This is a genomic window from Actinomadura madurae (genome assembly GCF_900115095.1).
Lineage (GTDB): Bacteria > Actinomycetota > Actinomycetes > Streptosporangiales > Streptosporangiaceae > Spirillospora > Spirillospora madurae.
On sequence record NZ_FOVH01000032.1, the window covers coordinates 1 to 22,428 of the forward strand.

Sequence of the window (22,428 nt, forward strand, 5' to 3'; positions counted from 1 at the left end):
ACGATCGTCCCGTCGGCGAGGAACAGCACCCGGTCGGCGTGCGCGGCGGCGCCGGGGTCGTGCGTCACCATGATCACGGTCTGCCGGTAGGCGTCGACGGCGCGGCGCAGGAATCCCAGTACCTCGGCGCCGGAGCGGGAGTCGAGGTTGCCGGTCGGCTCGTCGGCGAACAGCACCTCGGGCCGGGTCAGCAGCGCGCGTGCCACCGCGACCCGCTGCTGCTGGCCGCCCGACAGCTCGCTGGGGCGGTGCGACAGCCGCTCGCGCAGGCCGAGGGCGTCCACGATGGTGTCGAACCAGGCCCGGTCGGCGCGGCGGTTCCCGAGCCGGCCGGTCAGCCGGATGTTCTCCTCCGCCGTCAGCATCGGCAGCAGGTTGAACGACTGGAACACGAACCCGAGCCGGTCGCGGCGCAGCTCGGTGAGCCTGGTCCGCGACAGGCGGGTGAGGTCGACCTCGCCGAGGGCGACGGTGCCGGAGGTCACCGTGTCCAGGCCGGCGAGGCAGTGCAGGAACGTCGACTTCCCGGAGCCGGACGGCCCCATGATCGCGGTGAACTGCCCCCGGGGGAACGCGGCCGACACCCCGCGCAGCGCGGTCACCGCGCCGTCGCCGGCGCCGTAGGTCTTGACCACGTCGGCCGCGACCATGACCGGCTCGCCGGACCGGGGTCCGGCCGCCGGGGGAGCGGTCGCGGCGTGGTGGTGCGTGTGCGGCGCGGGGATCTCGGGTGCGCGCCGCGGGGTCGGGTCGGGCATGAACAGCTCTCCTGGTCGGTCTCGCACGGCCGCCCACCGTGTAATGGTCTCAATTGAGACAGTATCAGACGCTACTAAAATCAAGGCATGCCGACGCCCTGTTCGAACCCGTCCCTGTTCGGCGGGTAGGAGGTGCCTTTTCCGGTGGTGCGGCGGGTCAGACCACGCGGCCGACGCCGGCGAGGAAGCCGGGCTTGGAGAGGTCGGACGTGAGCGGCTCGGCGTCCGGCCGCCAGTCGGCCACCTGGACCAGGCCGGGCCCGACCAGCTCGGTGCCCTCGAAGAACGTCGCGACCTCGTCGATGCCGCGCGGGACGATGTCGCCCGCTCCCGTCCTGCCGTAGGCGGACCGGACCTGGTCCTCGACGTCCCGGGTGATCGCGCCCCGGTGGCCGTGCGAGATGGCCAGGTAGCTGCCGGGGGCCAGCGGCGCGCGGAGCCTCGCCACGATGTCGGCCGGACGGTCGTCGTCCAGGACGAAATGCAGGATGGCCAGCATCAGCAGGCCCACCGGCCGGCCGAAGTCGATCCGTTCCTTGATCACGGGGTGGTCGAGGATGCCGTCGGGTTCGCGCAGGTCGCCTTGGATGACCGTGGTGTGCGGATTGTCGGTCAGCAGCGCGCGGGCGTGCGTGAGGACGATCGGGTCGTTGTCGACGTAGACGACCCGGGAGCCGGGTGCGGCGCGCTGGGCCACCTCGTGCACGTTCTCCTGCGTCGGCAGCCCCGAGCCGATGTCGATGAACTGCCGGACGCCGTCCGCGGCCATCATCGTGACGGCTCGGGACAGCAGCCCGCGGTTGGCGCGGGTGAACGCCAGGACGTTCGGCATGGCCGCCACCACCTGGTCGGCGGCCCTGCGGTCGGCGGCGAAGTTGTCCTTCCCGCCGAGGTAGTAGTCGTACATCCGGGCCACGCTGGGCGTGTCGGGGTCGATCACCCATTCCGGATGGTGTTCACCGCTCACGGACGAACCTCCCCTGCGCGAATGATCGCCCGATTCTAGGGCGAAACCCGGTGGTTTTCCGGACATTGCAGAGGGAGTCGGGACGGTTTTATCGCGCGGCGGGACGACCGGCCGTTCATCCTCGGCGATCGGCACACCCGCGAGCGGACGTGAGGCGCCGCCGTCCTGCGCGGCGGGCCCACGTGACGGGCAGCCGTTCAAGGGGAGCTCTGGCCGCCGCTTCCCGCCGCTTCGGCCTCGGTGAGGTCCTCGACGTCCGGTACGCGCGAAGCCCCGTCCCCGGCGGAGCCGGCGTCCGGTCCCGGGACGGGCCGCTTGCGGCGGATCAGCTGGCCACCGGCGTACAGCGTCCCGTTGCCCGCCCAGATCAGTCCGGTCGCCGACAGCGCCGCCATGGCCACCGCCGCCCCGGCCACGACGTCGAGGACATAGTGGTTGGCGGTCAGGACCACGACGACGGCCGTGGTGATCGGATGCAGGACGGCGACCCATCGCACGCGGAAAGGCCGCAGCAGCGTCAGGCCCACCATCGCGACCCACACGGCCCATGCCAGGTGCAGGGACGGCATGGCCGCGTACTGGTCGGCGGGCAGCGGAGGGCTGTGGGTGGTGCCGAACCCGGCATGGGCCACCGAGTCGACGAACCCCTCGCCCGGAAGCAGGCGCGGCGGCATCACCGGCAAGGCGAAGAACACCGCCAGCCCGACCAGGTTGATCAGGACGAGGGCGTTGCGCGCGGGCCTGTAGACACCCGGTCCGGTGAGGTAGCAGAGCAGCAGGACCCACATGGTGAGGCCGGTGTGCATGTGCTGGTAGATCCAGACGGTCACCTGCGACAGATCATGATGCCGCGTCAGCCACAGGTTGGCGCGGAGTTCGAAGTCCAGGCCGAGGTGGCCTTCCATGTGCAGGATGCCGCGACCGTGGGCGAGCGCTGCGTCATACCGGGTGTGGGCCTGCTTCCGGACGTGGCCGTAGACCTCGACCAGCACGTAGACGATCACCAACTCGCCCACCAGCCATGGCCGCTTGCGGCGCGGTCGACGGACGTCGCTGTCACAACCGGTGCGTCGCCCCTCGGGGGGCATGATCGAGGCGCGGACGGTTCAGCCTTCTCTCTTTCCGAACGTCCCGGCGGGGGACGTGTACGAGCCGCCTCAACCGCTGACCGTATACGCGGTGAGCCCGCCGGTGTGCACCGGGGGTGGATCATGCCTCAAGCGCCCCGTGCCGCCAGTGGCGGCACCCTCGACCCCGGTGGAACCGTCGTCTCCCGTGCCGGCGGTGAAGTCGCTGGTGAGCGGGGCGGAGTTACGCGCCGGCGCCGGTCTCGCGGGTGGGGGCCCAGAGGCGGTCGGCGTCCCCGGCTTCGAGGCGGCCCCGGTAAACGTCGATCTTGTGGTCGATGAGCTTGAGGTTCTCCTCGACCTCGGCGAGCTTCGCGGTCACGTCGGCGCGGTGGGACTCCAGCAGGGCGAGCCGCTCCTCCTCGTTGCCGCGTCCCGCGGAGACGAGCTCGGCGTAGCGGCGGATGCTCTTGACGGGCATCCCGGTGGCGCGCAGCCTCGTGCAGATCTTGATCCAGTCGAGGTCGAGCCGGTGGTAGCGGCGCCGTCCGGTGGCCGTGCGGTCGATCGGGGTGACGACCAGCCCCGCGCGCTCGTAATAGCGCAGCGTGTGCACGCTGACCCCGGTGCGCCGGGCCGCCTCCGCGATCGTCACGCCCGCCTCGGCCACCGGCTTGTTGACTTCGAGCACACTCTAAATTCTAGCGTCCGGTGCCATGAGTGACCCAACGCTCCCGGTGCCCGCGGCGCGGCGCCGCCTGGTGCTCGCCATCTGCTGCGCCAGCGTGTTCGTCGTCGTCATGGACATCTCCATCGTCAACGTCGCGCTGCCGGCGATCCGCCATGACCTGCGCACCTCCGTGTCCGGCCTGCAATGGACGGTCGACGCGTACACCCTGGTGCTGTCGGGTTTCCTCGTCCTGGCCGGATCCACCGCCGACCGGGCCGGGCGCCGGCGCGTCTTCCAGATCGGCCTCGCCGCGTTCGGCCTCGGCTCGCTGCTGTGCGGGCTGGCGCCGGGGATCGGCTGGCTGATCGGCGCGCGTGCCCTCCAGGCCGCCGGCGGGACGATGCTCAACCCGGTCGCGATGGCGATCGTCGCGAACACCTTCCCGGAACCGGGGGAGCGGGCGCGGGCCATCGGCGTCCTCGGGTCGGTGACCGGCCTGTCGCTGGCGCTGGGCCCGATCCTCGGCGGCGGGCTCGTCGACGGCCTCGGCTGGCGCTCCATCTTCTGGGTCAACGTGCCGGTCGTGGCCGCCGCGCTCGTGTGCACCGCGCTGTTCGTGCCGGAGTCCCGCGCCCCGAGAGCGCGCCGGTTCGATCCGGTGGGGCAGGCCCTGGTGGTCCTGGTCCTGGGAAGCGGCGTCTACGCGATCATCGAGTCCCGGACGCTGGGCTGGACGTCCCCGATCATCCTCGGCCTGCTCGCCGTCGCCGCGTCCGGGATCCTGGGCCTCCTCGCGTACGAGCCCCGCCGCGCCGACCCGCTGCTGGAACTGCGCCTGTTCCGCAGCGTGCCGTTCAGCTCGGCGATCCTGATGGCGCTCGGCGGCCTCTGCGGGTTCAGCGCGTTCCTGTTCGTCACCACCCAGTACCTCCAGGACGTGCGCGGCATGCCCGCGCTCGCGGCCGGGCTGTGCCTGCTCCCCGTGGGGGCACTGGTCGTGGTGCTGTCCCCGGCCACCGGCCGGATGATCGGCGCCCGCGGCCCCCGCCTGCCATTGATGATCGCCGGAACGGCCCTGGCACTGGGCGGCGGCGCGTCCCTCTGGCTCGGCCCGGACACGCCGCTCCCGGCCGTCCTCGCGATCTACCTGCTGTTCGGTGTCTTCCTGGCCACCGTCAATCCGCCGATCACCAACACGGCCGTGTCCGGCATGCCGCGCTCCATGGCCGGGGTCGCGGCCTCCCTGGCCTCCGCCGGACGGCAGACCGGCACCACCCTGGGCGTCGCCCTCGCGGGGACGCTCGTCGGCTCGTCCCCGGCCCACGGCGGGGCGTCCTTCACCGACGCGGAACACGCCGTGTGGTGGCTGGTGCTCGCCCTCGGCGCGGGCATCGTGCTGCTGGCGCTCCTCAGCACCGGCCGCCCGGCCCTCGCCACCGCCGACCGCGCGGCGTCCCTGTTCGAGGACGCCGACCGCGCGGCGCCGGGACCGGGGGTCACGAGCGGGGCGCGTACATGATGGTCAGGACGCCGAGAAGGCAGATGGCGGCCCCGGCGACGTCCCAGCGGTCGGGGCGGAACCCGTCCATGACGACGGCCCAGCCGAGGGAGCCGGCCACGAACACGCCGCCGTACGCGGCCAGCACCCGTCCGAAGTGGGCGTCCGGCTGGAGCGAGGCGGCGAACCCGTACAGGCCGAGGGCGACGAGGCCCGCGCCGATCCACCAGCCGCCCCGGTGCTCGCGGACGCCCTGCCAGATCATCCAGGCCCCGCCGATCTCGGCGAGTGCCGCGAGCACGAACAGGACCAGGGACCGGACGACCGTCATGCCCCGAACCGTACCGGCCGCCCGGCGGTGACCAGCGTGGCCGTCGTCACGGCCGGGAGGCTTTGCATGTTCATGCAGGAGGGTGCATACTTCTACTCATGTCGAAAGTGCTGACCTCCCTGCCCGTCGGCGAGCGCGTCGGGATCGCCTTCTCCGGCGGCCTCGACACGTCGGTGGCGGTCGCGTGGATGCGCGACAAGGGCGCCGTGCCGTGCGCCTACACCGCCGACATCGGGCAGTACGACGAGCCCGACATCGCCTCGGTGCCCGGACGCGCCGCCACCTACGGGGCGGAGGTCGCGCGCCTGGTCGACTGCCGGGCCGCCCTCGTCGAGGAGGGGCTCGCGGCGCTGGCGTGCGGCGCGTTCCACATCCGGTCCGCCGGGCGCAGCTACTTCAACACCACGCCCCTCGGGCGGGCGGTCACCGGCACGCTGCTGGTCCGCGCGATGCTGGAGGACGACGTCCAGATCTGGGGCGACGGGTCCACCTTCAAGGGCAACGACATCGAGCGGTTCTACCGCTACGGGCTCCTCGCCAACCCGGCCCTGCAGGTCTACAAGCCGTGGCTGGACGCCGACTTCGTCACCGAGCTCGGCGGCCGGACGGAGATGTCGGAGTGGCTGCTCGCCCACGGCCTGCCCTACCGCGACAGCACGGAGAAGGCCTACTCCACCGACGCGAACATCTGGGGCGCGACCCACGAGGCCAAGGCGCTGGAGCACCTCGACGCCGGCATCGAGATCGTCGAGCCGATCATGGGCGTGCGGTTCTGGGACCCGGCCGTGGAGATCGCCGCCGAGGACGTCACGATCGGCTTCGAGCAGGGCCGCCCGGTCACGATCAACGGCAAGGAGTTCGGGACCGCGGTCGACCTGGTGCTGGAGGCCAACGCCATCGGCGGCCGGCACGGCATGGGCATGTCCGACCAGATCGAGAACCGCGTCATCGAGGCCAAGAGCCGCGGCATCTACGAGGCGCCCGGCATGGCGCTGCTGCACGCGGCCTACGAGCGGCTCGTCAACGCGATCCACAACGAGGACACCCTCGCCACCTACCACGCCGAGGGGCGGCGGCTGGGCCGGCTCATGTACGAGGGCCGCTGGCTCGACCCGCAGGCCCTCATGCTCCGCGAGTCGCTGCAGCGCTGGGTCGGGACGGCCGTCACCGGCGAGGTGACGCTGCGGCTGCGCCGGGGCGAGGACTACTCCATCCTCGACACGTCCGGGCCCGCGTTCAGCTACCACCCGGACAAGCTGTCCATGGAGCGGACCGAGGACTCCGCGTTCGGCCCCGTCGACCGGATCGGCCAGCTGACCATGCGCAACCTCGACATCGCCGACTCCCGCGCCAAGCTGGAGCAATACGCCGGGCTGGGGATGGTCGGCAGCTCGCACCCGGCCCTGATCGGCGCGGCGCAGGCCGCGTCCACCGGCCTCATCGGCGCGATGGACGCGGGCGGCGCCCAGGCGATCGCCTCCCGCGGCCAGGACTCCGGCGACGCCGAGGTCCTCGACCGCGCGGCCATGGAGTCCGGCACCGACTGAGGAATGTCGTGCGCCGCCCGCTCCGGACCGGCAGCGGGCGGCGCACCGCGCCCGGGGGACGCAGCGGTCTCTGACCCCCCGGTCGCGAGCCCTACCCCGGGAGATGGACGAGGGTGTCGACGACGGTGGCGGCGGCCTGGTCGTGCACCGACTCCAGCATCCGCTGACCCGTCGCCCGCGTGACGGGGCCGAGAAGGGCCCGGAACCGCCCGCCCCGGCGTGCCGTCTCGGCGCGGACGGCGTCCTCGTCGACGATCTCGCCGTCCTCGTCGACCGCCCCGTTCTCCTTGAGGTGCTCCAGGAGGTCCTTCAGCGCACCGACGGCCTCGCGGAGATCGTCGGGACTGCCCACCACCTTGCCGACGGCCACTCCGCCGTGCTGCGCCCGCATGTTGATGATGTCGCCCTGCCGCGTGTAGTTGACGGGCCTTTCGTCGCTGTTCACGCCTTCGCCCCGACCAGTTTCCCGATAAGCGAACTGGAGTCATTGGCGACCTGGTTGATCTGGTCGCCCTCGATGGTGATGTTGATCGTCTCCCGCCGGGCGTGCGTCGGATCCTCGATCGCGGCGACGATGAGATGGAACAGTTTGTGCGCCGTTCCTTCGTCATTGGTGGTGAAGATCCCGATGGGCGTCCCGGTCGTCTGCACGACCACCGCGTGGCGCGGTTCGTTGGTGTAGATGCGCCATAGCTGGTAGAGGATCCGGCCGGCCAGGAAGGCCGTGGCCAGGAACACGAGCCCCGCCCACATGCCGCCGCCCGCCGCCGCTGCCACCAGCATGGCGACCAGGCCGAAGACCCCCACGACGGCCAGCCGCCTGCGCAACGTCGCCGGCTCGGCGTAGTCGAGCTGCGTCGTCCATTCCTGCTCCTGGACCCGGACGATGTTCCGGATCTGGTAGACCTGCTCATTGCCGAACCACAGCGCATTCTGCCGCACCTCGACGATGCTCGCCGTGCGCGCCTCGCTCATTGCCGACCCCCGTCGAAAGAATGGATCTTGCAGATCCTTTGTCCCCGTGAGAAACAGTTATATAGGAAACCGGCGAGTAATCGAGGGCTTTGTCCAGAGTGGGACATGCGTGGTTTCCCGGATGTGACAACGGCCGGGCGCGCGGTATTAAGCAGAATGGGCGCGATGGAACGCGGGGAGTTTCAGGTGGCCTTGCGGCGGGCCAGGGCGCTCCAGCTCTCGTCCCAGAGGAGGTAGCGGCGGCGGTCGCATCCGCGCCGGACGAGGAGGTACAGGGAGAGCAGCGGGAGACCGATCGCGACGAGCGCCATGGCCGCGGCGACGGCCGTGGTGGTGACCGTGGTGGCGTGGGTCTGGGGGCGGCGGATCGGGTTGCCCTCGGCGTCCACCCAGATGCGGTGCCCCATGCCGGGCCGGACGGACTTGTCCGCCGGGACGACGGTGGTCCGCGGGACGCCCTCCGGGGACGTCCACGCCAGCTCGGCGTAGGTGTGGCGCACGCCCGCGCCGCCGCCGGGCGCGGTGTGGATGATCTGCGCGGTGACGCGGCGGAGATGGTAGTGCTCGGCCCGGACCCCGCTCTGGTAGGCGTCGGCGGCCAGGCTCGCCGACACGGGCGGGGCGAGGACGACGAACAGGGCCGCCGTCGCCGCGCCGGCCGCCCGCTGGCGGCGGTCCACGGTGCGTCGCAGCTCGTTGCGGTCGAAGCCGAACCGGCGCCGGACCCGTCCCAACCTTCTCATCGCCTCCTCCTTCCCCGTGACAGTAATGGCTCGGGAAAGTGGTCACGCACACGGCCAGGGACCAACGCCTCTTCTGGTCCGCGCGAAGTGCGCGCAGACTGGCGGGAGGAGGGCAGGCACATGGAGCGCTTAGAGAGGAACCAGGGGACGCACGTCCTTTTCGGTTATGACGGGACGGCGGAGAACGACGCGGCGCTGCGCTGGGCGGTCGAGGAGGCGCGGCTGCGCGGGCTGGAGCTGATCCTGTGCCACTGCTGGCACTGGCCTTACCCCGAAGGGCACACCGACCCGCACGGCGAGGCGGTCATGAAGCGGGCGGGGCAGAACCTGCTGGAGCAGGGCGTGCAGAGGGCGAAGGAGCTGGGCGCGCCCGGGACGGTGCACACGCTCCTCATGCGGGGCCCGGTGCCGAGGGCGCTGCTGCAGGCGTCCGGCCGGGCCGACGTGGTGGTGATCGGGGCGCGCGAGCGGCTGGACGAGGGCGCGACGGCGCTGGAGTTGCCCGCGCGCGCCGACCGGCCGGTGATCGTCGTCCGGGACGGGACGGGCCCGCGCCGGGTGGTCGCGGGCGCCGACGGGTCGGCGTGGTGCGATGCGGCACTGGGGTTCGCCATGGGCGAGGCGGCCATGCGCGACTGGGACGTGCACGTCGTCTACGGGTGCTGGGAACCCGCGGCGGTCGACGAGTACGAGCTGTCGCTGTTCACCGACAGGGAGCTGCTGGAGAAGACCCGCGCGGCCGAGCTGGAGGAGGCCGTGGGGCCGTGGCGGGAACGGTACCCGAAGCTCGACATCGAGGTCTCGTTGCTCCTGGAGCGGCCCGCCGAGGCGCTGCGGAGCGCGGCCGGCGACGCCGGGCTGCTGGTGCTGGGCGACCGGGCCGCGGCCACCGGCGGGCTGGGCTCGACCAGCTCGCGGATGCTCAGGGACGCCCGCTGCGCGGTGGCGATTGTGCCGTCCTGCCCGCGCTGACGGGTCAGGGGTCGGCGACCAGGGCCTCGGTCGCGTGCAGGGCGGGACCGGCGGGCAGGTCCGGGTCGAGGATCAGCTGCAGCATCAGGCCGTCCAGCATGGCGGTGAAGAGCATGGCGGTGCCCTCGCGGCGCTCGGCGGGCCAGGCCGGGCACAGCTGCTCCAGGCGGGCCGCGATCCGGCCGCGGACGGCCCGCGACCAGTCCCGCCGCTCGGCGCCCATCCGCGGGTCGCGCAGCGCCCGGACGAGCAGCTCCGCGGCGAGCCGGAGGTTGCGCTCCCCGGCGATCATGCGCGGGACGAGGTCGCGCAGCGCCTTCAGCGCCGCCTCGGTGTCCGGCGCGTCGACCAGCGCGTCCACCACCGGATCGGTGATCATCTCGCTGGCCCGCTGCGCGACCGCGACGTGCAGGCCCGGCAGCCCGTTGAAGTAGTGGTGCAGCAGGCCCGGCCGGATGCGGGCCCGGTCCGCGACGGCCCGCGCCGTGATCGCGGGCCATCCGCCCTCGGCGAGTAGATCGAGGCCGATCCGCACGAGCTGGTCGCGGCGCGCCCGCCCGCGAGGAGTCGACGCGCGATGGTCCTCGGGGGTCATGCCGTTCAAGCTATCCCAACGCTTGCATGCTGCAAAGATCGCGAAGGCCGCGGCCGACGCCTCCCGGCGCCCGGGGCCCGCCCGGCCGAGCGGGCCCCGGGCGGTCAGGACGCGCGCTCCCGCTCGGCGGCGAGCTGGAGGGCCACGTCGATGATCATGTCCTCCTGGCCGCCCACGTACCCGGCCTCGCCGACCTTCTGCAGGATCTCGTGCGCCGGGACGCCGTACCGCTCGGCGGCGCGCTCGGCGTGCAGCAGGAAGCTGGAGTACACGCCCGCGTACCCCTGGGTGATCGCGCCGCGGTCGGCGAACGGCAGCCGGTGCAGGAACGGCTTCACCACGTCGTCGGCCGCCGCCATCGCGCCCTGCACGTCCACGCCGGTCGGGACGCCGAGCCGCTCGAACGTCGCGACCAGCACCTCGGTGGGGGAGTTGCCCGCCCCCGCGCCGAGCGCGCACAGCGCCCCGTCGATCTGCCGGGCGCCGTTCTGCTGCGCCAGGACGGAGTTCGCGACGCCGAGCGACAGGTTCTGGTGGCCGTGGAACCCGACCTGCGCCTCGTGCCCGATCTCCTTGACCAGCGCGCTGATCCGCTCCTGCGCCTCGCCGAGGACCAGGGCGCCGGCGGAGTCGACGACGTAGACGCACTGCGCGCCGCCGTCCACCATGATCCGCGCCTGCCTCGCCAGCTCCTCGGGGCCGATCCGGTGCGACAGCATGAGGAACCCGACGGTCTCCATGCCGAGGTCGCGGGCGGCGGCGAAGTGCTGCAGCGACACGTCCGCCTCGGTGCAGTGCGTCGCGACCCGGGCGACGGACGCGCCCGCGTCGTGCGCCATCCGCAGGTCGTGCACGGTGCCGCAGCCCGGCAGCAGCAGGACGGCGATCTTCGCGCGGGTCGCCTCGTCCACGGCCGCGGCGACGAGCTTGACGTCGTCCTCCAGCGAGAAGCCGTAGTTGAACGACGAGCCGCCGAGGCCGTCGCCGTGCGTGACCTCGATGACCTCCACCCCGGCGGAGTCGAGGGCGTGCACGACGCCGCGGACCTGCTCCTCGGTGAAGCGGTGCGCCATCGCGTGGCTGCCGTCCCGCAGCGTCGAGTCGGTGATCCTGATCTTGTCTTCGCTCATGAGGTGGCCTTCCTCCGCGCGAGCTGCTCGCCGACCCGGGCCGCCGCCGCGGTCATGATGTCGAGGTTCCCGGCCCAGGGCGGCAGGTGGTCGCCGTTGCCGCGCACCTCCAGGAACACCGCGACGCGGGCCATCCCGTTCCAGATGTCGCGGGGCTCGTCGAACTGCGGCTCGGCCCGCAGCGTGTAGCCGGGGACGTAGGCCGCGACCTCCGCGACCATCTTCTCGATCGACTCGGCGACCGCCGCGGCGTCGGCGTCGGGCGGGATCGCGCAGAACACCGTGTCCCGCATGATCATCGGCGGGTCGACCGGGTTCAGGATGATGATCGCCTTGCCCCGCCCGGCGCCGCCGATCTGCTCGATCGCGCGGGCCGTGGTCTCGGTGAACTCGTCGATGTTCGCGCGGGTGCCGGGCCCGGCCGAGCGGGACGCGATGGACGCGACGATCTCCGCGTACGGCACCGGGACCACCGACGACACCGCGTGCACGATCGGGATCGTCGCCTGCCCGCCGCACGTGATCATGTTGAGGTTGGGGGCGTCCGACAGCGAGTCCAGGTTCACCGGCGGGCACACCAGCGGGCCCGCCGCGGCGGGCGTCAGGTCGATCGCCGTGATCCCCGCCTCCTCGTAGCGCGGGGCGTTGGCCAGGTGCGCCTTCGCCGAGGTCGCCTCGAAGACGATGTCGGGGAGCTCCGGCTGCTTCAGCAGCCAGTCCACCCCCTCCGCCGAGGCCGGGACGCCCATCCGGCGTGCGCGTTCGAGCCCGTCCGACTCGGGGATCACCCCGACCATCGAGTGGACGTCGATCAGCTCGCTGCGGTCCAGCTTGACCAGCAGGTCGGTGCCGATGTTCCCGGGCCCGACGATCGCCGCGGTCAGCTTGCGCCCTGCACCTTGCGAGGGGGCGACCCTCCGCGCCCCCCGGGCCGCTTCACTCATTTGAGCTCCTCCCTTCCAAACCGTGCCGTCACCGACCCGATCCCGGCGAACGTCGCCGTCAGCGTCTCCCCGGGTGCGACCGGGACGGCGGCGGTGATCGAGCCGGGCAGCACCACGTGGCCCGCCTCCAGCGATACGCCGCGCTCGCCGAGGACGTTCGCCAGCCACACCAGCGCGTTGATCGGCGAGCCCAGCACCGCGCCGCCCGCGCCGGTGTCGATCAGGTCGCCGTCGCGGCGCAGCAGGCAGCCCATGAGCGACAGGTCCTGGTCGTCCAGCCGGACCGGGCGGGTGCCGAGCACGACGCCGCCGCTGGAGGCGTTGTCCGCGATCGTGTCCGGCAGTGTGATCTTCCAGTCCGCGATGCGGGAGTCGATGACCTCCAGCGCCGGGAGCACGTACTCGACGGCCGCGACGGCGTCCGCCGCGGTCGCGCCGGGCCCGGCCAGCGGGCGCCCGAGCACGAACGCGATCTCCGGCTCGATCCGCGGCTGGAGGAACCGGCCGGTGTCGATCGGACCGCTCTCCGGCAGGAACATCGTGTCCAGCAGCACGCCGAAGTCCGGCTGGTCGACGCCCATCTGGCGCTGCATCGCGGCCGAGGTCAGCCCGACCTTGTGGCCCTTGATCCGCGCGCCGCGGGCGGTCCACGCCTCGACCTGGGCGAGCTGGACCGCATAGGCGTCGGCCACCGACATATCCGGATGGTCCTTCGTCAGCGGCGCGATGGGAGTGCCGGTGGCGTACGCGTCGAGCAGCGCGGCCGCGGCCTTCTCCACGGAACCGGGGTCCATGGGTGGTCCTTTCGTCGTATGGGCAGGGCGAGCCTCTCCCGCCCGCGGCACCGCGGGCAACGCGTTCGTCCCGTGTGGTGAGACACTTCTTGCATGCCGTCGGACGACAGCTTCCTGCGCCGTGCCGTCGCGGTGCTGACCGCGTTCCGCGCCGACGACGACGCGCTCGGCGCCGCCGAGCTCGCCCGTCGCAGCCGCCTGCCGCGGTCCACCGCGCACCGCATCACCGTCGACCTGGTCGAGGCCGGCCTGCTGGAGCGGCAGGGCACGCGGGTGCGGCTCGGGCTCAAGCTGTTCGAGATCGGGCAGCGGGTGCCGCGCCAGCGGGTGCTGCGGGACGCCGCCGTCCCCTACATGTCGGACCTGCGGGAGGCGACGCGGCAGACCGTCCACCTGGCGGTGCTGGAGGGCGGCGAGGTGGTGTACGTGGAGATCCTCGGCTCCTCCGGCGGGCCGCGGCTCCCGTCCCAGGTCGGCGGCAGGCTGCCCGCGCACGTCACCGGGGTCGGCAAGGCGATCCTGGCGTTCTCCCCGCCGGAGGTGGTGCAGGGCGTGCTGGAGTCCGGCCTGGTCAAGACCAGCGAGCGCAGCGTCACCGCGCCCGGCCTGCTCGCCAGGGAGCTGGAGCGGATCCGGCGCGAGCGCGTCGCCTACGACCGGGAGGAGTCCGGCGCGGGGATCGTGTGCGCGGCCAGCCCCGTCCTCGGCGCCGACGGCCTCGCCCTCGGCGCCCTGTCGGTGTCGGGCTGGTCGGCCACGATGCGGCTCCCGGCGGTCGCGCCGGCCGTCCACACCGCCGCGCTCACCCTGTCGCGCACCCTCGGCGGCTAGCCCTCCGGCAGGTGCCGGGCCAGCAGCTGCGCCAGGTGCTCCCCGTCGCGCTCCGCCAGCTCGCGCAGCTGCGTCCGGCAGCTGAACCCGTCGGCGAGCACCACCTCGCCCGTCCCGGTCTTGCGGACGGCCGGGAGCAGCCGGTGCTCGGCGACCGCGACCGACACGTCGTGGTGGCCCTTCTCGACGCCGAAGTTCCCGGCGAGGCCGCAGCAGTCGCCGAGCCGGGCGACGTCCGCGCCCGCCTCCCGCAGCAGGGCGGCGTCCCTCGTCCAGCCCATGACGGCGTGGTGGTGGCAGTGCGGCTGCGCGATCCCGGTGACGCCGGACAGGTCGGGCGGGGCCCAGCCGGGGGTCTCGGCGAGCAGCTCGGCCAGGGTGCGGGTCGCGGCGGCGACCTCGCGCGCCGCAGCGGCGTCCACGCCCCGCAGCAGCTCCTCGGCGTCGGACCGCAGCACGCCGGTGCAGGACGGCTCCATCCCGACGACCTTCGCGCCCCGCCGCACATGGGGGAGCAGCGCCCGGACCGTGCGGCGGGCCTGCGCACGCGCCCCGTCCAGCTGGCCGGTCGAGATCCACGTGATCCCGCAGCAGACGGGCCGCTCGGTCACCGTGACGCGGTAGCCGGCGTGCTCCAGCACCCGCACGGTCGCCCGCCCCACCTCGGGGGAGAACGCGTCGGTGAAGCTGTCCACGAACAGCACGACGTCGCCGTTGCGGCCCTCCGGGCTGCGGTGGGACGCGAACCAGCGCCGGAACGTCACCGGCGCGAACGCCGGCAGCGTCCGCCGCCGGTCGATCCCCGCGCCCCACGCGACCAGCGGTCTCAAGGCCCGCGACCGCATCGCCGCGTTCATCGCCCGGATCGCCGCGGGCGCCTTGGCCGCGAGCCGCGTCCAGCGCGGGAGCCACCCGAGGGCGTAGTGGGCGCGGGGCCGGATTCTGCCCTTGTAGCGCTGGTGCAGCGCCTCGGCCTTGTAGGACGCCATGTCGATCCCGGTCGGGCAGTCGGACGCGCAGCCCTTGCACGACAGGCACAGGTCCAGGACGTCGTGCAGGGCCTCGGACCTCCAGCCGTCCGGGCCGAGCTTCCCGCTGACGACCTCCTGCAGGACCCTGGCCCGGCCGCGCGTGGAGTCCTTCTCCTCCCGGGTCGCGAGGTAGGACGGGCACATCACGCCGCCCGCGCCGGTGTTGTCGGCGCGGCACTTGCCCACGCCCGTGCACCGGTGCACGGCCCGGGACAGGTCGCCGCGATCGTCCCGGTAGGCGAGGCCGAGGCCCCGGTTCAACGGGATCAGCTGCACGGCGCGCACGTCGGCGTCCACGGGAGCGGGCCGCACCACGATGCCCGGGTTCAGCACGCCGCCGGGGTCGAAGACGTCCTTGACCTCGGCGCACAGCGCGAGCGCCTCGGCCGAGTACATGTGCTGCAGCAGCTCGCTGCGGGCCCGCCCGTCGCCGTGCTCGCCGGACATGGTGCCGCCGTGCCGGGCCGCCAGCGCGGCCGCCTCGTTCAGGAAGTCCCGGAACATCCGCGTCCCGTCCGCGCGCCCGAACGGGAAGTCGATCCGGACGTGGATGCAGCCGTCGCCGAAGTGCCCGTACGGGACGCCGAACAGGTCGTGCTCGCCGAGCAGCGTCTCGAACTCCCGCAGGTAGGCGCCGAGCCGCTCGGGCGGGACGGCCGCGTCCTCCCACCCGGCGTGCGCCTGCTCTCCCTCGGGCGTGCGCGCGACGAGGCCGGACCCGTCCTCGCGGATCCGCCACAGCGCGTCGGCCAGCGCCATGTCCTCGACCAGCATCGAACCGGTGCAGCCGGACTCGCCGACGACCTTCCCCGCGGTGGCCCGCAGCGCCCCCGGCTCGGGCCCGGCCAGCTCGACGAGCAGCCAGCCCGAGCCGGCCGGCAGCGGCGGCACCGCGTCCGCGCCGCGCCGCTCCCGGACGACGTTCGTGATCCGCGAGTCCAGCCCCTCGCACGCGACCGGCCCGTACGGGAGGATCGCCGGGACGGCGTCGGCGGCCTCGGCCATCGACCCGTACCCCAGCACCACGAGCAGCCGGCACGCGGGCTCGCGCACCATCCGCAGCCGCGCCGCCAAGGTCAGCGCCAGCGTCCCCTCGGTGCCGGCCAGGGCCCGCGCGACGTCGAACCCCTTCTCCGGCAGGAGGTGCTCCAGCGAGTAGCCGGAGACCTGGCGGCCGAACCGCCCGAACTCCGTCCGGATCAGCGCGAGGTTCTCACCGGCCAGGCCCCGCAGCCGGTCGAGCAGCGCTCCGCCGGTCGCCGCGCCCGGCACGTCCCCGAGGCGCAGCCGTTCCCCGGACCCGGCGACGACGTCGAGCCCGAGCACGTTGTCGCTCGTCCGTCCGTACCCCAGCGCCCGCGAACCGCACGCATTGTTGCCGATCATCCCGCCGAGCGTGGCCCGCGTCCGGGTGGACGGGTCGGGCCCGAACCGCAGCCCGTGCCCCGCCGCCACCTCGTGCAGCCGCGCCTGCACGATCCCGGGCTCGACCAGCGCCGTCCCGGCCTCCGGGTCGATCTCCAGCACCCGGTTCAGGTGCCGGCTCACGTCGACGACGACGCCGGGACCGACCGCGTTGCCCGCGATGGACGTCCCGCCGCCCCGCATGGTCAGCGGCACCCCGGCGTCCCGGCACACCTCCAGCACGGCCGGCAGCTCGCCCGACTCCCGGGGCGTCACCACGACCTGCGGCGGCACGCGGTACAGCGAGGCGTCCGACGAGTACATCGAGCGCGCGAGCGCGGAATCGTGCACCCCGCTCACCCCGGCCCGCCGCAGCGCGCCCGCCAGCTCCCCCTGCTCACGATGGTCGGTCACGGTGACAACGGTAGGTCATCGGCCCGCGACGCCGCCGGGGAGGCCGCCAGGCGTGCCCGGACCCTCTCCGCCTGCGGGGCACCGAGCTGCTCGAAGATGCCGAGCGCCTGTCGCCAGAGCCGCCGCGCGGCGGCGCCGTCGCCGGCGTCCTCCTTGATCTTGCCGAGGTCGAGCAGGGCGAAGCCCTCGCCGAGGCGGTTGCCGATCGCGCGGGCGGCGTCCAGGGCCCGCCGCGAGTGGTCCTCGGCCTCCTCCCGGCGCCCGAGGTCGCGGTAGGCCCGGCCGAGCGCCCACAGCGCCCGGCTCGCCCCCCAGCGGTCGTCGACCCGCTCGAACAGCGCGAGGGCCCGCCGGGAGTGCTCGATGCCCTCGGCGGGACGGCGGACCTTCCCGCAGATCTCGCCGAGCTGGTAGCGCACCCATGCCTCGCCCCACCGGTCGCCGATGGCGCGGAAGGTCTCCTCCGCGTCCTCGCAGTCGACCATCGCGGCGCCGAACCGGCCGAGATCGGCGAGCGCCACGCTCCGCAGGGTGCGGGCGGACGCCTCGATCCACGGTTCGCCGATCTCACGGCCGATGGCGATGGCCGCCGCGAACCGCTCGAACGCCTCGTCGAAGCGCCGCACCTCCCGGTAGGCGTTGGCGATGCTCGTCAGCAGGTGCGCCTCGCCGTACCTGTCCCCGCTCTCGCGGACGGAGCCGAGGCCGATGTCGTGCGTGACGATCCAGTCCGTCCAGCGGGTGCAGAGGCTGAAATAGCTCCAGAGCGTGAACGGCAGCTTCCAGGCGACGTCGTGCATGCCGGTCTCGGCGGCGTGCCGTGTCGCCGCCACGAGGTTGAGCCTCTCCGCTTCGCACCACTCCAGCGCCTCGGCGGCGGAGTCCAGGGCCGCGGGGCGGCATTCCGGCGGCGGCGGGTCCATCGGGACGCGCCGGCGGCCGGGCATCAGGACCCGGTCGGCGGCGTCGGCCGTGGACAGGTACCAGCCGAGGACCCGCCGCACGGCCGCGTCCCGTTCCGGCCCCGGCTCGTCGGCGGCGGCGCGGTCCCTGGCGTAGACGCGGAGCAGGTCGTGCAGCCGGTACCGCCCGTGCGTCGTCTCCTGGAGCAGGTGCACGTCGGTCAGCGCCTCCAGCTGCTCCCTCGTCCGCCGCCTCTCCTGGGCGGTGAGGACGGCGGCCGCGTCCAGGCTGATGTCGGGTCCCGGATGCAGGCCCAGGAGACGGAAGGTGCGGGCCGCGTCCGGCGGCAGCGCGCGGTAGGACCAGCGGAACGCCGCGCGCACCGCGACACTGTCGTCGTCGGCCGCCGCGAGCAGGTCCAGCCGGCCGCGCTCGTCCTGGAGTTCCCGGCACAGCTCGGCCGGTGAGAGGTGCGGGCGCACCGCGGCGCGTTCCGCGGCCAGGCGCAGCGCCAGCGGCAGGTACGCGCAGAGCCGCGCCACCTCCGCCGACGCCTCGGGCTCGGCGTCGACGCGGCCGGCTCCCATCACCTCGCGCAGCAGCGCCAGCGACTCCTCCCGCGACAGGAGACCGACGGGGATCCGGTGCGCGCCCGTCCGGACGACCAGGCCGGACATGCTGCCGCGGCTGGTCACGACCGCCATGCAGTCGCCCGTCCCCGGCAGGAGCGGGCCGACCTGTTCCGACGAGGCGGCGTTGTCCAGCACGATCAGCATGCGCCGCCGGTCGAGCCGTGACCGGTACATCGCCGCCCGCTCCTCAAGTGCCGGGGGGATCGCCGCGGGCGGCACTCGCAGGGCGCGCAGGAACCCGTCGAGCACCTCGTCGGGCCGCGCGGGCGGGCCGGTCCTGCCGTAGCCCCGCAGGTCCACGAACAGCGTCCCGTCCGGGAAACGATCGCGCAGGCGGTGGGCCCAGTGCACGGCGAGGGTCGTCTTGCCCACCCCGGCCATCCCCGACATCGACGCGATGACCACGGTGCTCGGGCACGCGCCCTCCTCCGGCACCAGGCCGGTCAGCCGGGCGAGCTCCTCGGCCCGGCCGGTGAACCCCGCCACGCCCGGGGGCAGCTGCTGAGGGGCGGGCCACGCCGGCTGTCCGGGCGGCGGGACGGCCCAGACCGGAACGGCGAGGTCCAGTGACGGGTCGTTCGCGAGCACGGCCTCCTCCAGCCGCCGCAACCGAGGGCCGGGCTCGATGCCCAGCTCCTCCGTGAGCACGCGCCGGGTGTCGCGGTAGACCTGCAGGGCTTCGGCCTGCCGGCCGGAGCGGTACAGGGCGAGCATCAGCTGCGCCCGGAACCGTTCCCGGAGCGGGTGCTCGGCGGCCAGGGCGCGGAGCTCGGGCACCAGCTCGCCGTGCCGGCCGAGGTCCAGGCCGGCGGAGACGCGGTCCTCGACGGCCGCCAGGCGTAGCTCCTCCAGCCGCACGGCCTCGTCGCGCAGCGGCGGGAGGTCGTCCAGCCCCGCGTAGGCGTCCCCGCGCCAGAGTGCGAGCGCCTCGCTCAGCGCGGCGTGCGCGGCGGCCGCGTCCGCCCGTTCACCGGCCTCCCGGCCCTGCCGGACCAGATTCGCGAAGCGCTGGGCGTCGAGCTCCCCTGGACAGACGGTGAGCGCGTAGCCGGGCGGGACCCTGGCGATCCGGTCCGCGCTCTCCAGCGTCCTGCGCAGCGTGTGCACGTACATGCGGAGGTTCGCCGCGGCCGACCGGGGCGGCCGGTCTCCCCAGAGAGCGTCCGCGAGCAGATCGTCGGAGACCGGGGTATTGGCATGGCGGAGGAGAACCGCGAGCACGACACGCGATTTGGACGATGTCAACTCGAAGGTCCGCCCGCCTTCGGTGACCGAGAGTGGCCCTAATATTCCGAAACGCATGAAGAGACCCCCGTCCCCCATCCCCCGTGCCGGGACCATAACACGCGACCTGCTCCGCTTTCGGCGTTCCGCATGCCCTCTTTGATGATCAGCCGTTCGGTCAATCGCCGTTCTCGCGATGATCTACGCCGCGTATACGGCGGATGTACGCGGCATTCTTAGCGTGCGGCGCGTACCGATCTTCCCGGAGAAAAGGGGATCTCATGCGGAACAAGCTCACCCGCGCGACCGCCCGCGCCGCCGTCCTCGGCGCGTCCGCCGCGCTCGCCGCGGCGGCGGCGCCCGCCGCCTTCGCCCAGGACACCGCACCCGCCGAGGGGGCCCGCGTCTGCGTGCTCAAGGCGGGCGGCGGCGCGGACTGCGGCAGTGCCGCCCAGCGCGCCGCCGCCGGCCCGTGGGCGATCAAGGTGTACCAGCACCCGTACTACGAGGGCGCGGAGGTCACCTTTTACTTGCCGAACGGCGTGAGCAAGTGCTCGGGGCCGTTCGACGTCGAATACCCGTACAACATCGCCCACAACGACTTCTGGGACAACCGGATCAGCTCCGTGCAGAGCAACGACGCCACCAACTGCAACATCAAGCTGTACGACGGGCATGACCTCACGGCGAACCAGCGGGGCAGCACCGGGTTCGCCGACTACTGCCGCCGGCTCAGCCAGCCGTCGACCTGCCTTTACCACACCGATCCGAAGAACAAGGCCTTCGACAACGTCGCGAGCTCCTTCATCATCTCCTGACTCCCCGCAATGGCCGCCCGCCTTTCCGCCGGAGAGCGGGCGGCCATCGCCGTTGCGGGGGCGGGTCGCTGGATGGCGGGGGGTTCTGCGGGAGGTCGCGGGGGAGGGCGGTAACGTCCGGAGCGACCGATACCGATCACCGCCCGGTCCGCCCTCGGAGGCCCCTCGTGCTCGCCGTCACCACCGCCGACGTACGGATCTTCCTGCATGTGCTCGCCGCGACGATCTGGGTCGGCGGGCAGATCACGCTGGGCGCCCTCGTGCCCGCGCTGCGCGGCTACGAGGGCGTCACCAAGGTCGCGGCCCGCCGCTACAACGCGGTCGCCTGGCCCGCGTTCGCCGTGCTCGTCCTCACCGGCGTCTGGAACATCACCTCGGGCGACATCGGGGGCGCCGCGCAGCGGACCCTGGAGGTGAAGCTGGCGTTCGTGCTGCTGTCGGGGGTGGCCGCGTTCCTGCACACCCGCGCCACGTCGAAGGCCGGGCTGGCCGTGTGGGGGGCGCTCGGGGCCCTGGGCGCCCTCGCCGCGCTGTTCTTCGGCGTCCAGCTCGGCTGATCGCCGGAAGTGTCCCGCACCTCCCGGGACGCCGGAACGACCAGGGTCGGGACCATCGTCCCTTTCCGTGGTCGCGCGGTCACGCCCACGCTGGAAGGTGGGCCCCGCCCGGCGCGAGGGACGGGTGAGACCCGTTCCTGATCCTCCCTCGCGGCTGCCCATCAAGGGGACGACATGAGGCAGATCATGCTCGTGGCGGCAGCGGCGCTGACGGCGGCGGTCCTGGTGCTCGGCGGTGCCGTCGCGTTCTTCAAGCTGAACCCGGACGACTCCCGCGACGCCGGACGGGTCGCCGAGACCGGCACCTCGGCGCCGGCGAACACGCCCACGCAGGAGCAGGAGCGGACGCGGACCGCGCCGCGGCCGACCGTCACGATCACCGAGCACCGGACCGTGCGGCCGCAGCCGCCTGCGGAGCCGCCCGTGACCGGGGACGCGGACGAGAACTTCCTGGCCATGATCGCCGCGGACGGGATCACGGCGCCGGACGACTGGGCGATCGAGGCCGGCAACGCGACCTGCGGCCAGGACTACGAGTCCGCCCGCGAGTACCTGACGGACGGCGGGCTGTACGACCACCACGTCCAGACCTTCCTGGACGACTGGATGATCACGCACGGCGGCTGCTGACGCCCTGCCGGCAGCGTCCGGCGAGCAGCTCCAGCGCGTCCAGCAGCTCGGGCGGGCCGCCCACCTCGAACCCGGCGTCGAGCATCAGGACGTTGAGCGCGAGCCGGTGCGGGGTGTCGCCGCTCGCGTGGACCACGCAGCGCCCGCCGTCCAGCGGCTCGACGAGGACGGACGCCGGTACCCGGGCCGAGATCTCCGCGGCCGGCGCGTGGACGGTGACGCGCGCCTGGAAGCGCGCCAGCGCGGCGTCCACCCCGCGTGGCACCAGGTCCTCGGGAGGCGGCTCGCGCGGGGTGAACCGCGGGCCCTCGGGGGTCCGGGGGGTGAGCCGGTCGACGCGGAACGTCCGCCAGCCGTCGCGGGCGACGTCCCACGCGGTCAGGTACCAGCGGCGGCCGGTGTGGACGAGCCGGTACGGCTCGACGTCGCGGGCGGTCTCGCTCCCGTCGTGCTTCCGGTAGCCGAACCGCAGCCGCCGGTGGTCGCGGCAGGCCGCGGCGACCGTGGCGAGGACGTCGGCCGAGACGGTCGGACCGCCCGGCGTCAGCCGCGTCGTGTAGTCGTGCAGCGCGCCGACGCGGCGCCGCAGCCGGGACGGCAGGACCTGCTCCAGCTTGGCGAGCGCCCGCACGCTCGTCTCCTCGATCCCGGCGACGGTGCCGCCGGCGGCGGTGCGCAGGCTGACCGCCACGGCCACGGCCTCCTCGTCGTCGAGCAGCAGCGGCGGCAGCGCGGCGCCCGCGCCGAGCCGGTAGCCGCCGGCCGCTCCGGGCACCGCGTGCACCGGATATCCGAGGTCGCGCAGCTTGCCGATGTCGTAGCGGACGGTCCGGACGCTGACCTGCAGCCGCTCGGCGAGTTCGGCGCCCGTCCAGTCCGCGCGGGTCTGCAGGAGCGACAGGAGGCGCAGCAGGCGGGCGGATGCTTCGAGCATGTCCCGATTCTCCTCCCGATCGCTGCAAGGATCTTGCCGCATTGCGGGAAATGCTGGGG

General features: G+C 73.4%; 22 protein-coding genes. 7 read left to right on the plus strand and 15 right to left on the minus strand.

The features are described 5' to 3' along the window. From BM339_RS45750 to BM339_RS45765, 4 genes are all read right to left on the minus strand, one after another. A partial coding sequence (locus tag BM339_RS45750) for an ABC transporter ATP-binding protein (protein ID WP_075024940.1) occupies positions 1 to 650 on the minus strand: 650 nt, incomplete at its 3' end. A gap of 265 nt (positions 651 to 915) precedes the next feature. Then, complete coding sequence (locus BM339_RS45755; RefSeq protein ID WP_075024919.1) at positions 916 to 1,725, minus strand: SAM-dependent methyltransferase; 810 nt, start codon at positions 1,723 to 1,725, stop codon at positions 916 to 918. 197 nt (positions 1,726 to 1,922) lie between these two features. Beyond that, on the minus strand, positions 1,923 to 2,741 hold the full coding sequence (locus BM339_RS45760) for a phosphatase PAP2 family protein (protein WP_021595945.1): 819 nt from the start codon (positions 2,739 to 2,741) through the stop codon (positions 1,923 to 1,925). A gap of 295 nt (positions 2,742 to 3,036) precedes the next feature. Further along, entirely contained in the window at positions 3,037 to 3,483 is a 447-nt protein-coding gene (locus BM339_RS45765; protein ID WP_021595946.1) for a MerR family transcriptional regulator, read from the minus strand. A 25-nt stretch (positions 3,484 to 3,508) separates the two neighbouring features. Here BM339_RS45765 and BM339_RS45770 point away from each other — a divergent pair, with 25 nt between their 5' ends. Continuing rightward, complete coding sequence (locus BM339_RS45770) at positions 3,509 to 4,981, plus strand: DHA2 family efflux MFS transporter permease subunit (protein ID WP_075024920.1); 1,473 nt, start codon at positions 3,509 to 3,511, stop codon at positions 4,979 to 4,981. Here BM339_RS45770 and BM339_RS45775 read toward each other — a convergent pair. Continuing rightward, complete coding sequence (locus tag BM339_RS45775; protein ID WP_021595948.1) at positions 4,959 to 5,291, minus strand: YnfA family protein; 333 nt, start codon at positions 5,289 to 5,291, stop codon at positions 4,959 to 4,961. The genes BM339_RS45770 and BM339_RS45775 overlap by 23 nt on opposite strands. A 98-nt stretch (positions 5,292 to 5,389) precedes the next feature. On the opposite strand from BM339_RS45775, the gene argG reads away from it, so the two are divergent. Beyond that, the gene (gene argG, locus BM339_RS45780; RefSeq protein ID WP_021595949.1) at positions 5,390 to 6,838 is read left to right on the plus strand and encodes an argininosuccinate synthase; all 1,449 of its coding nucleotides are present in this window, start codon (positions 5,390 to 5,392) and stop codon (positions 6,836 to 6,838) included. A gap of 91 nt (positions 6,839 to 6,929) precedes the next feature. On the opposite strand, the gene BM339_RS45785 is transcribed toward argG, so the two are convergent. The 3 genes from BM339_RS45785 to BM339_RS45795 form a co-directional block, all read right to left on the minus strand. After that, a complete protein-coding gene (locus BM339_RS45785; RefSeq protein WP_021595950.1) occupies positions 6,930 to 7,283 on the minus strand; it encodes a hypothetical protein in 354 nt (117 codons plus the stop codon). Continuing rightward, positions 7,280 to 7,813 (minus strand): DUF6232 family protein, encoded by a 534-nt coding sequence (locus BM339_RS45790; RefSeq protein WP_021595951.1) that lies wholly within the window; start codon positions 7,811 to 7,813, stop codon positions 7,280 to 7,282. Before BM339_RS45790 ends, BM339_RS45785 begins: the two co-directional genes overlap by 4 nt. A gap of 182 nt (positions 7,814 to 7,995) precedes the next feature. Further along, on the minus strand, positions 7,996 to 8,556 hold the full coding sequence (locus BM339_RS45795; RefSeq protein ID WP_143118863.1) for an Rv1733c family protein: 561 nt from the start codon (positions 8,554 to 8,556) through the stop codon (positions 7,996 to 7,998). Between the two features lie 120 nt (positions 8,557 to 8,676). Here BM339_RS45795 and BM339_RS45800 point away from each other — a divergent pair, with 120 nt between their 5' ends. Continuing rightward, the gene (locus BM339_RS45800; RefSeq protein ID WP_021595953.1) at positions 8,677 to 9,528 is read left to right on the plus strand and encodes a universal stress protein; all 852 of its coding nucleotides are present in this window, start codon (positions 8,677 to 8,679) and stop codon (positions 9,526 to 9,528) included. Positions 9,529 to 9,532: 4 nt separating this feature from the next. On the opposite strand, the gene BM339_RS45805 is transcribed toward BM339_RS45800, so the two are convergent. From BM339_RS45805 to BM339_RS45820, 4 genes are all read right to left on the minus strand, one after another. After that, positions 9,533 to 10,123, minus strand: a complete 591-nt coding sequence (locus BM339_RS45805; RefSeq protein ID WP_021595954.1) for a TetR/AcrR family transcriptional regulator — start codon at positions 10,121 to 10,123, stop codon at positions 9,533 to 9,535. A gap of 104 nt (positions 10,124 to 10,227) precedes the next feature. Beyond that, on the minus strand, positions 10,228 to 11,253 hold the full coding sequence (gene dmpG, locus BM339_RS45810; protein ID WP_021595955.1) for a 4-hydroxy-2-oxovalerate aldolase: 1,026 nt from the start codon (positions 11,251 to 11,253) through the stop codon (positions 10,228 to 10,230). Further along, positions 11,250 to 12,197 (minus strand): acetaldehyde dehydrogenase (acetylating), encoded by a 948-nt coding sequence (locus BM339_RS45815; RefSeq protein WP_083598570.1) that lies wholly within the window; start codon positions 12,195 to 12,197, stop codon positions 11,250 to 11,252. The genes dmpG and BM339_RS45815 overlap by 4 nt, the downstream gene beginning before the upstream one ends. Next, positions 12,194 to 12,991 carry a 2-keto-4-pentenoate hydratase gene (locus BM339_RS45820; protein WP_021595957.1) on the minus strand — a complete coding sequence of 266 codons (798 nt, stop codon included), beginning with the start codon at positions 12,989 to 12,991 and terminating at the stop codon, positions 12,194 to 12,196. Before BM339_RS45820 ends, BM339_RS45815 begins: the two co-directional genes overlap by 4 nt. A 93-nt stretch (positions 12,992 to 13,084) precedes the next feature. Between BM339_RS45820 and BM339_RS45825 the strand changes: the two genes are divergently transcribed. Beyond that, a complete protein-coding gene (locus BM339_RS45825) occupies positions 13,085 to 13,822 on the plus strand; it encodes an IclR family transcriptional regulator (protein WP_075024922.1) in 738 nt (245 codons plus the stop codon). On the opposite strand, the gene BM339_RS45830 is transcribed toward BM339_RS45825, so the two are convergent. Together BM339_RS45830 and BM339_RS52410 are read right to left on the minus strand one after the other, a co-directional pair. Continuing rightward, positions 13,819 to 16,671 carry an FAD-binding and (Fe-S)-binding domain-containing protein gene (locus tag BM339_RS45830; RefSeq protein WP_075024923.1) on the minus strand — a complete coding sequence of 951 codons (2,853 nt, stop codon included), beginning with the start codon at positions 16,669 to 16,671 and terminating at the stop codon, positions 13,819 to 13,821. The two genes, BM339_RS45825 and BM339_RS45830, sit on opposite strands and share 4 nt — an antisense overlap. Next, the gene (locus tag BM339_RS52410; protein WP_075024924.1) at positions 16,668 to 19,547 is read right to left on the minus strand and encodes an AfsR/SARP family transcriptional regulator; all 2,880 of its coding nucleotides are present in this window, start codon (positions 19,545 to 19,547) and stop codon (positions 16,668 to 16,670) included. The genes BM339_RS45830 and BM339_RS52410 overlap by 4 nt, the downstream gene beginning before the upstream one ends. A gap of 164 nt (positions 19,548 to 19,711) precedes the next feature. Here BM339_RS52410 and BM339_RS45840 point away from each other — a divergent pair, with 164 nt between their 5' ends. From BM339_RS45840 to BM339_RS45850, 3 genes are all read left to right on the plus strand, one after another. After that, positions 19,712 to 20,248 (plus strand): hypothetical protein, encoded by a 537-nt coding sequence (locus tag BM339_RS45840; RefSeq protein ID WP_075024925.1) that lies wholly within the window; start codon positions 19,712 to 19,714, stop codon positions 20,246 to 20,248. Positions 20,249 to 20,415: 167 nt separating this feature from the next. Further along, a complete protein-coding gene (locus BM339_RS45845) occupies positions 20,416 to 20,805 on the plus strand; it encodes a hypothetical protein (RefSeq protein WP_021597095.1) in 390 nt (129 codons plus the stop codon). A gap of 174 nt (positions 20,806 to 20,979) precedes the next feature. Continuing rightward, complete coding sequence (locus BM339_RS45850) at positions 20,980 to 21,435, plus strand: DUF732 domain-containing protein (protein ID WP_021597096.1); 456 nt, start codon at positions 20,980 to 20,982, stop codon at positions 21,433 to 21,435. Here the strand turns inward: BM339_RS45850 and BM339_RS45855 are convergent. Continuing rightward, the gene (locus BM339_RS45855; RefSeq protein ID WP_075024926.1) at positions 21,416 to 22,369 is read right to left on the minus strand and encodes a helix-turn-helix transcriptional regulator; all 954 of its coding nucleotides are present in this window, start codon (positions 22,367 to 22,369) and stop codon (positions 21,416 to 21,418) included. The genes BM339_RS45850 and BM339_RS45855 overlap by 20 nt on opposite strands. Positions 22,370 to 22,428 lie beyond the last annotated feature (59 nt).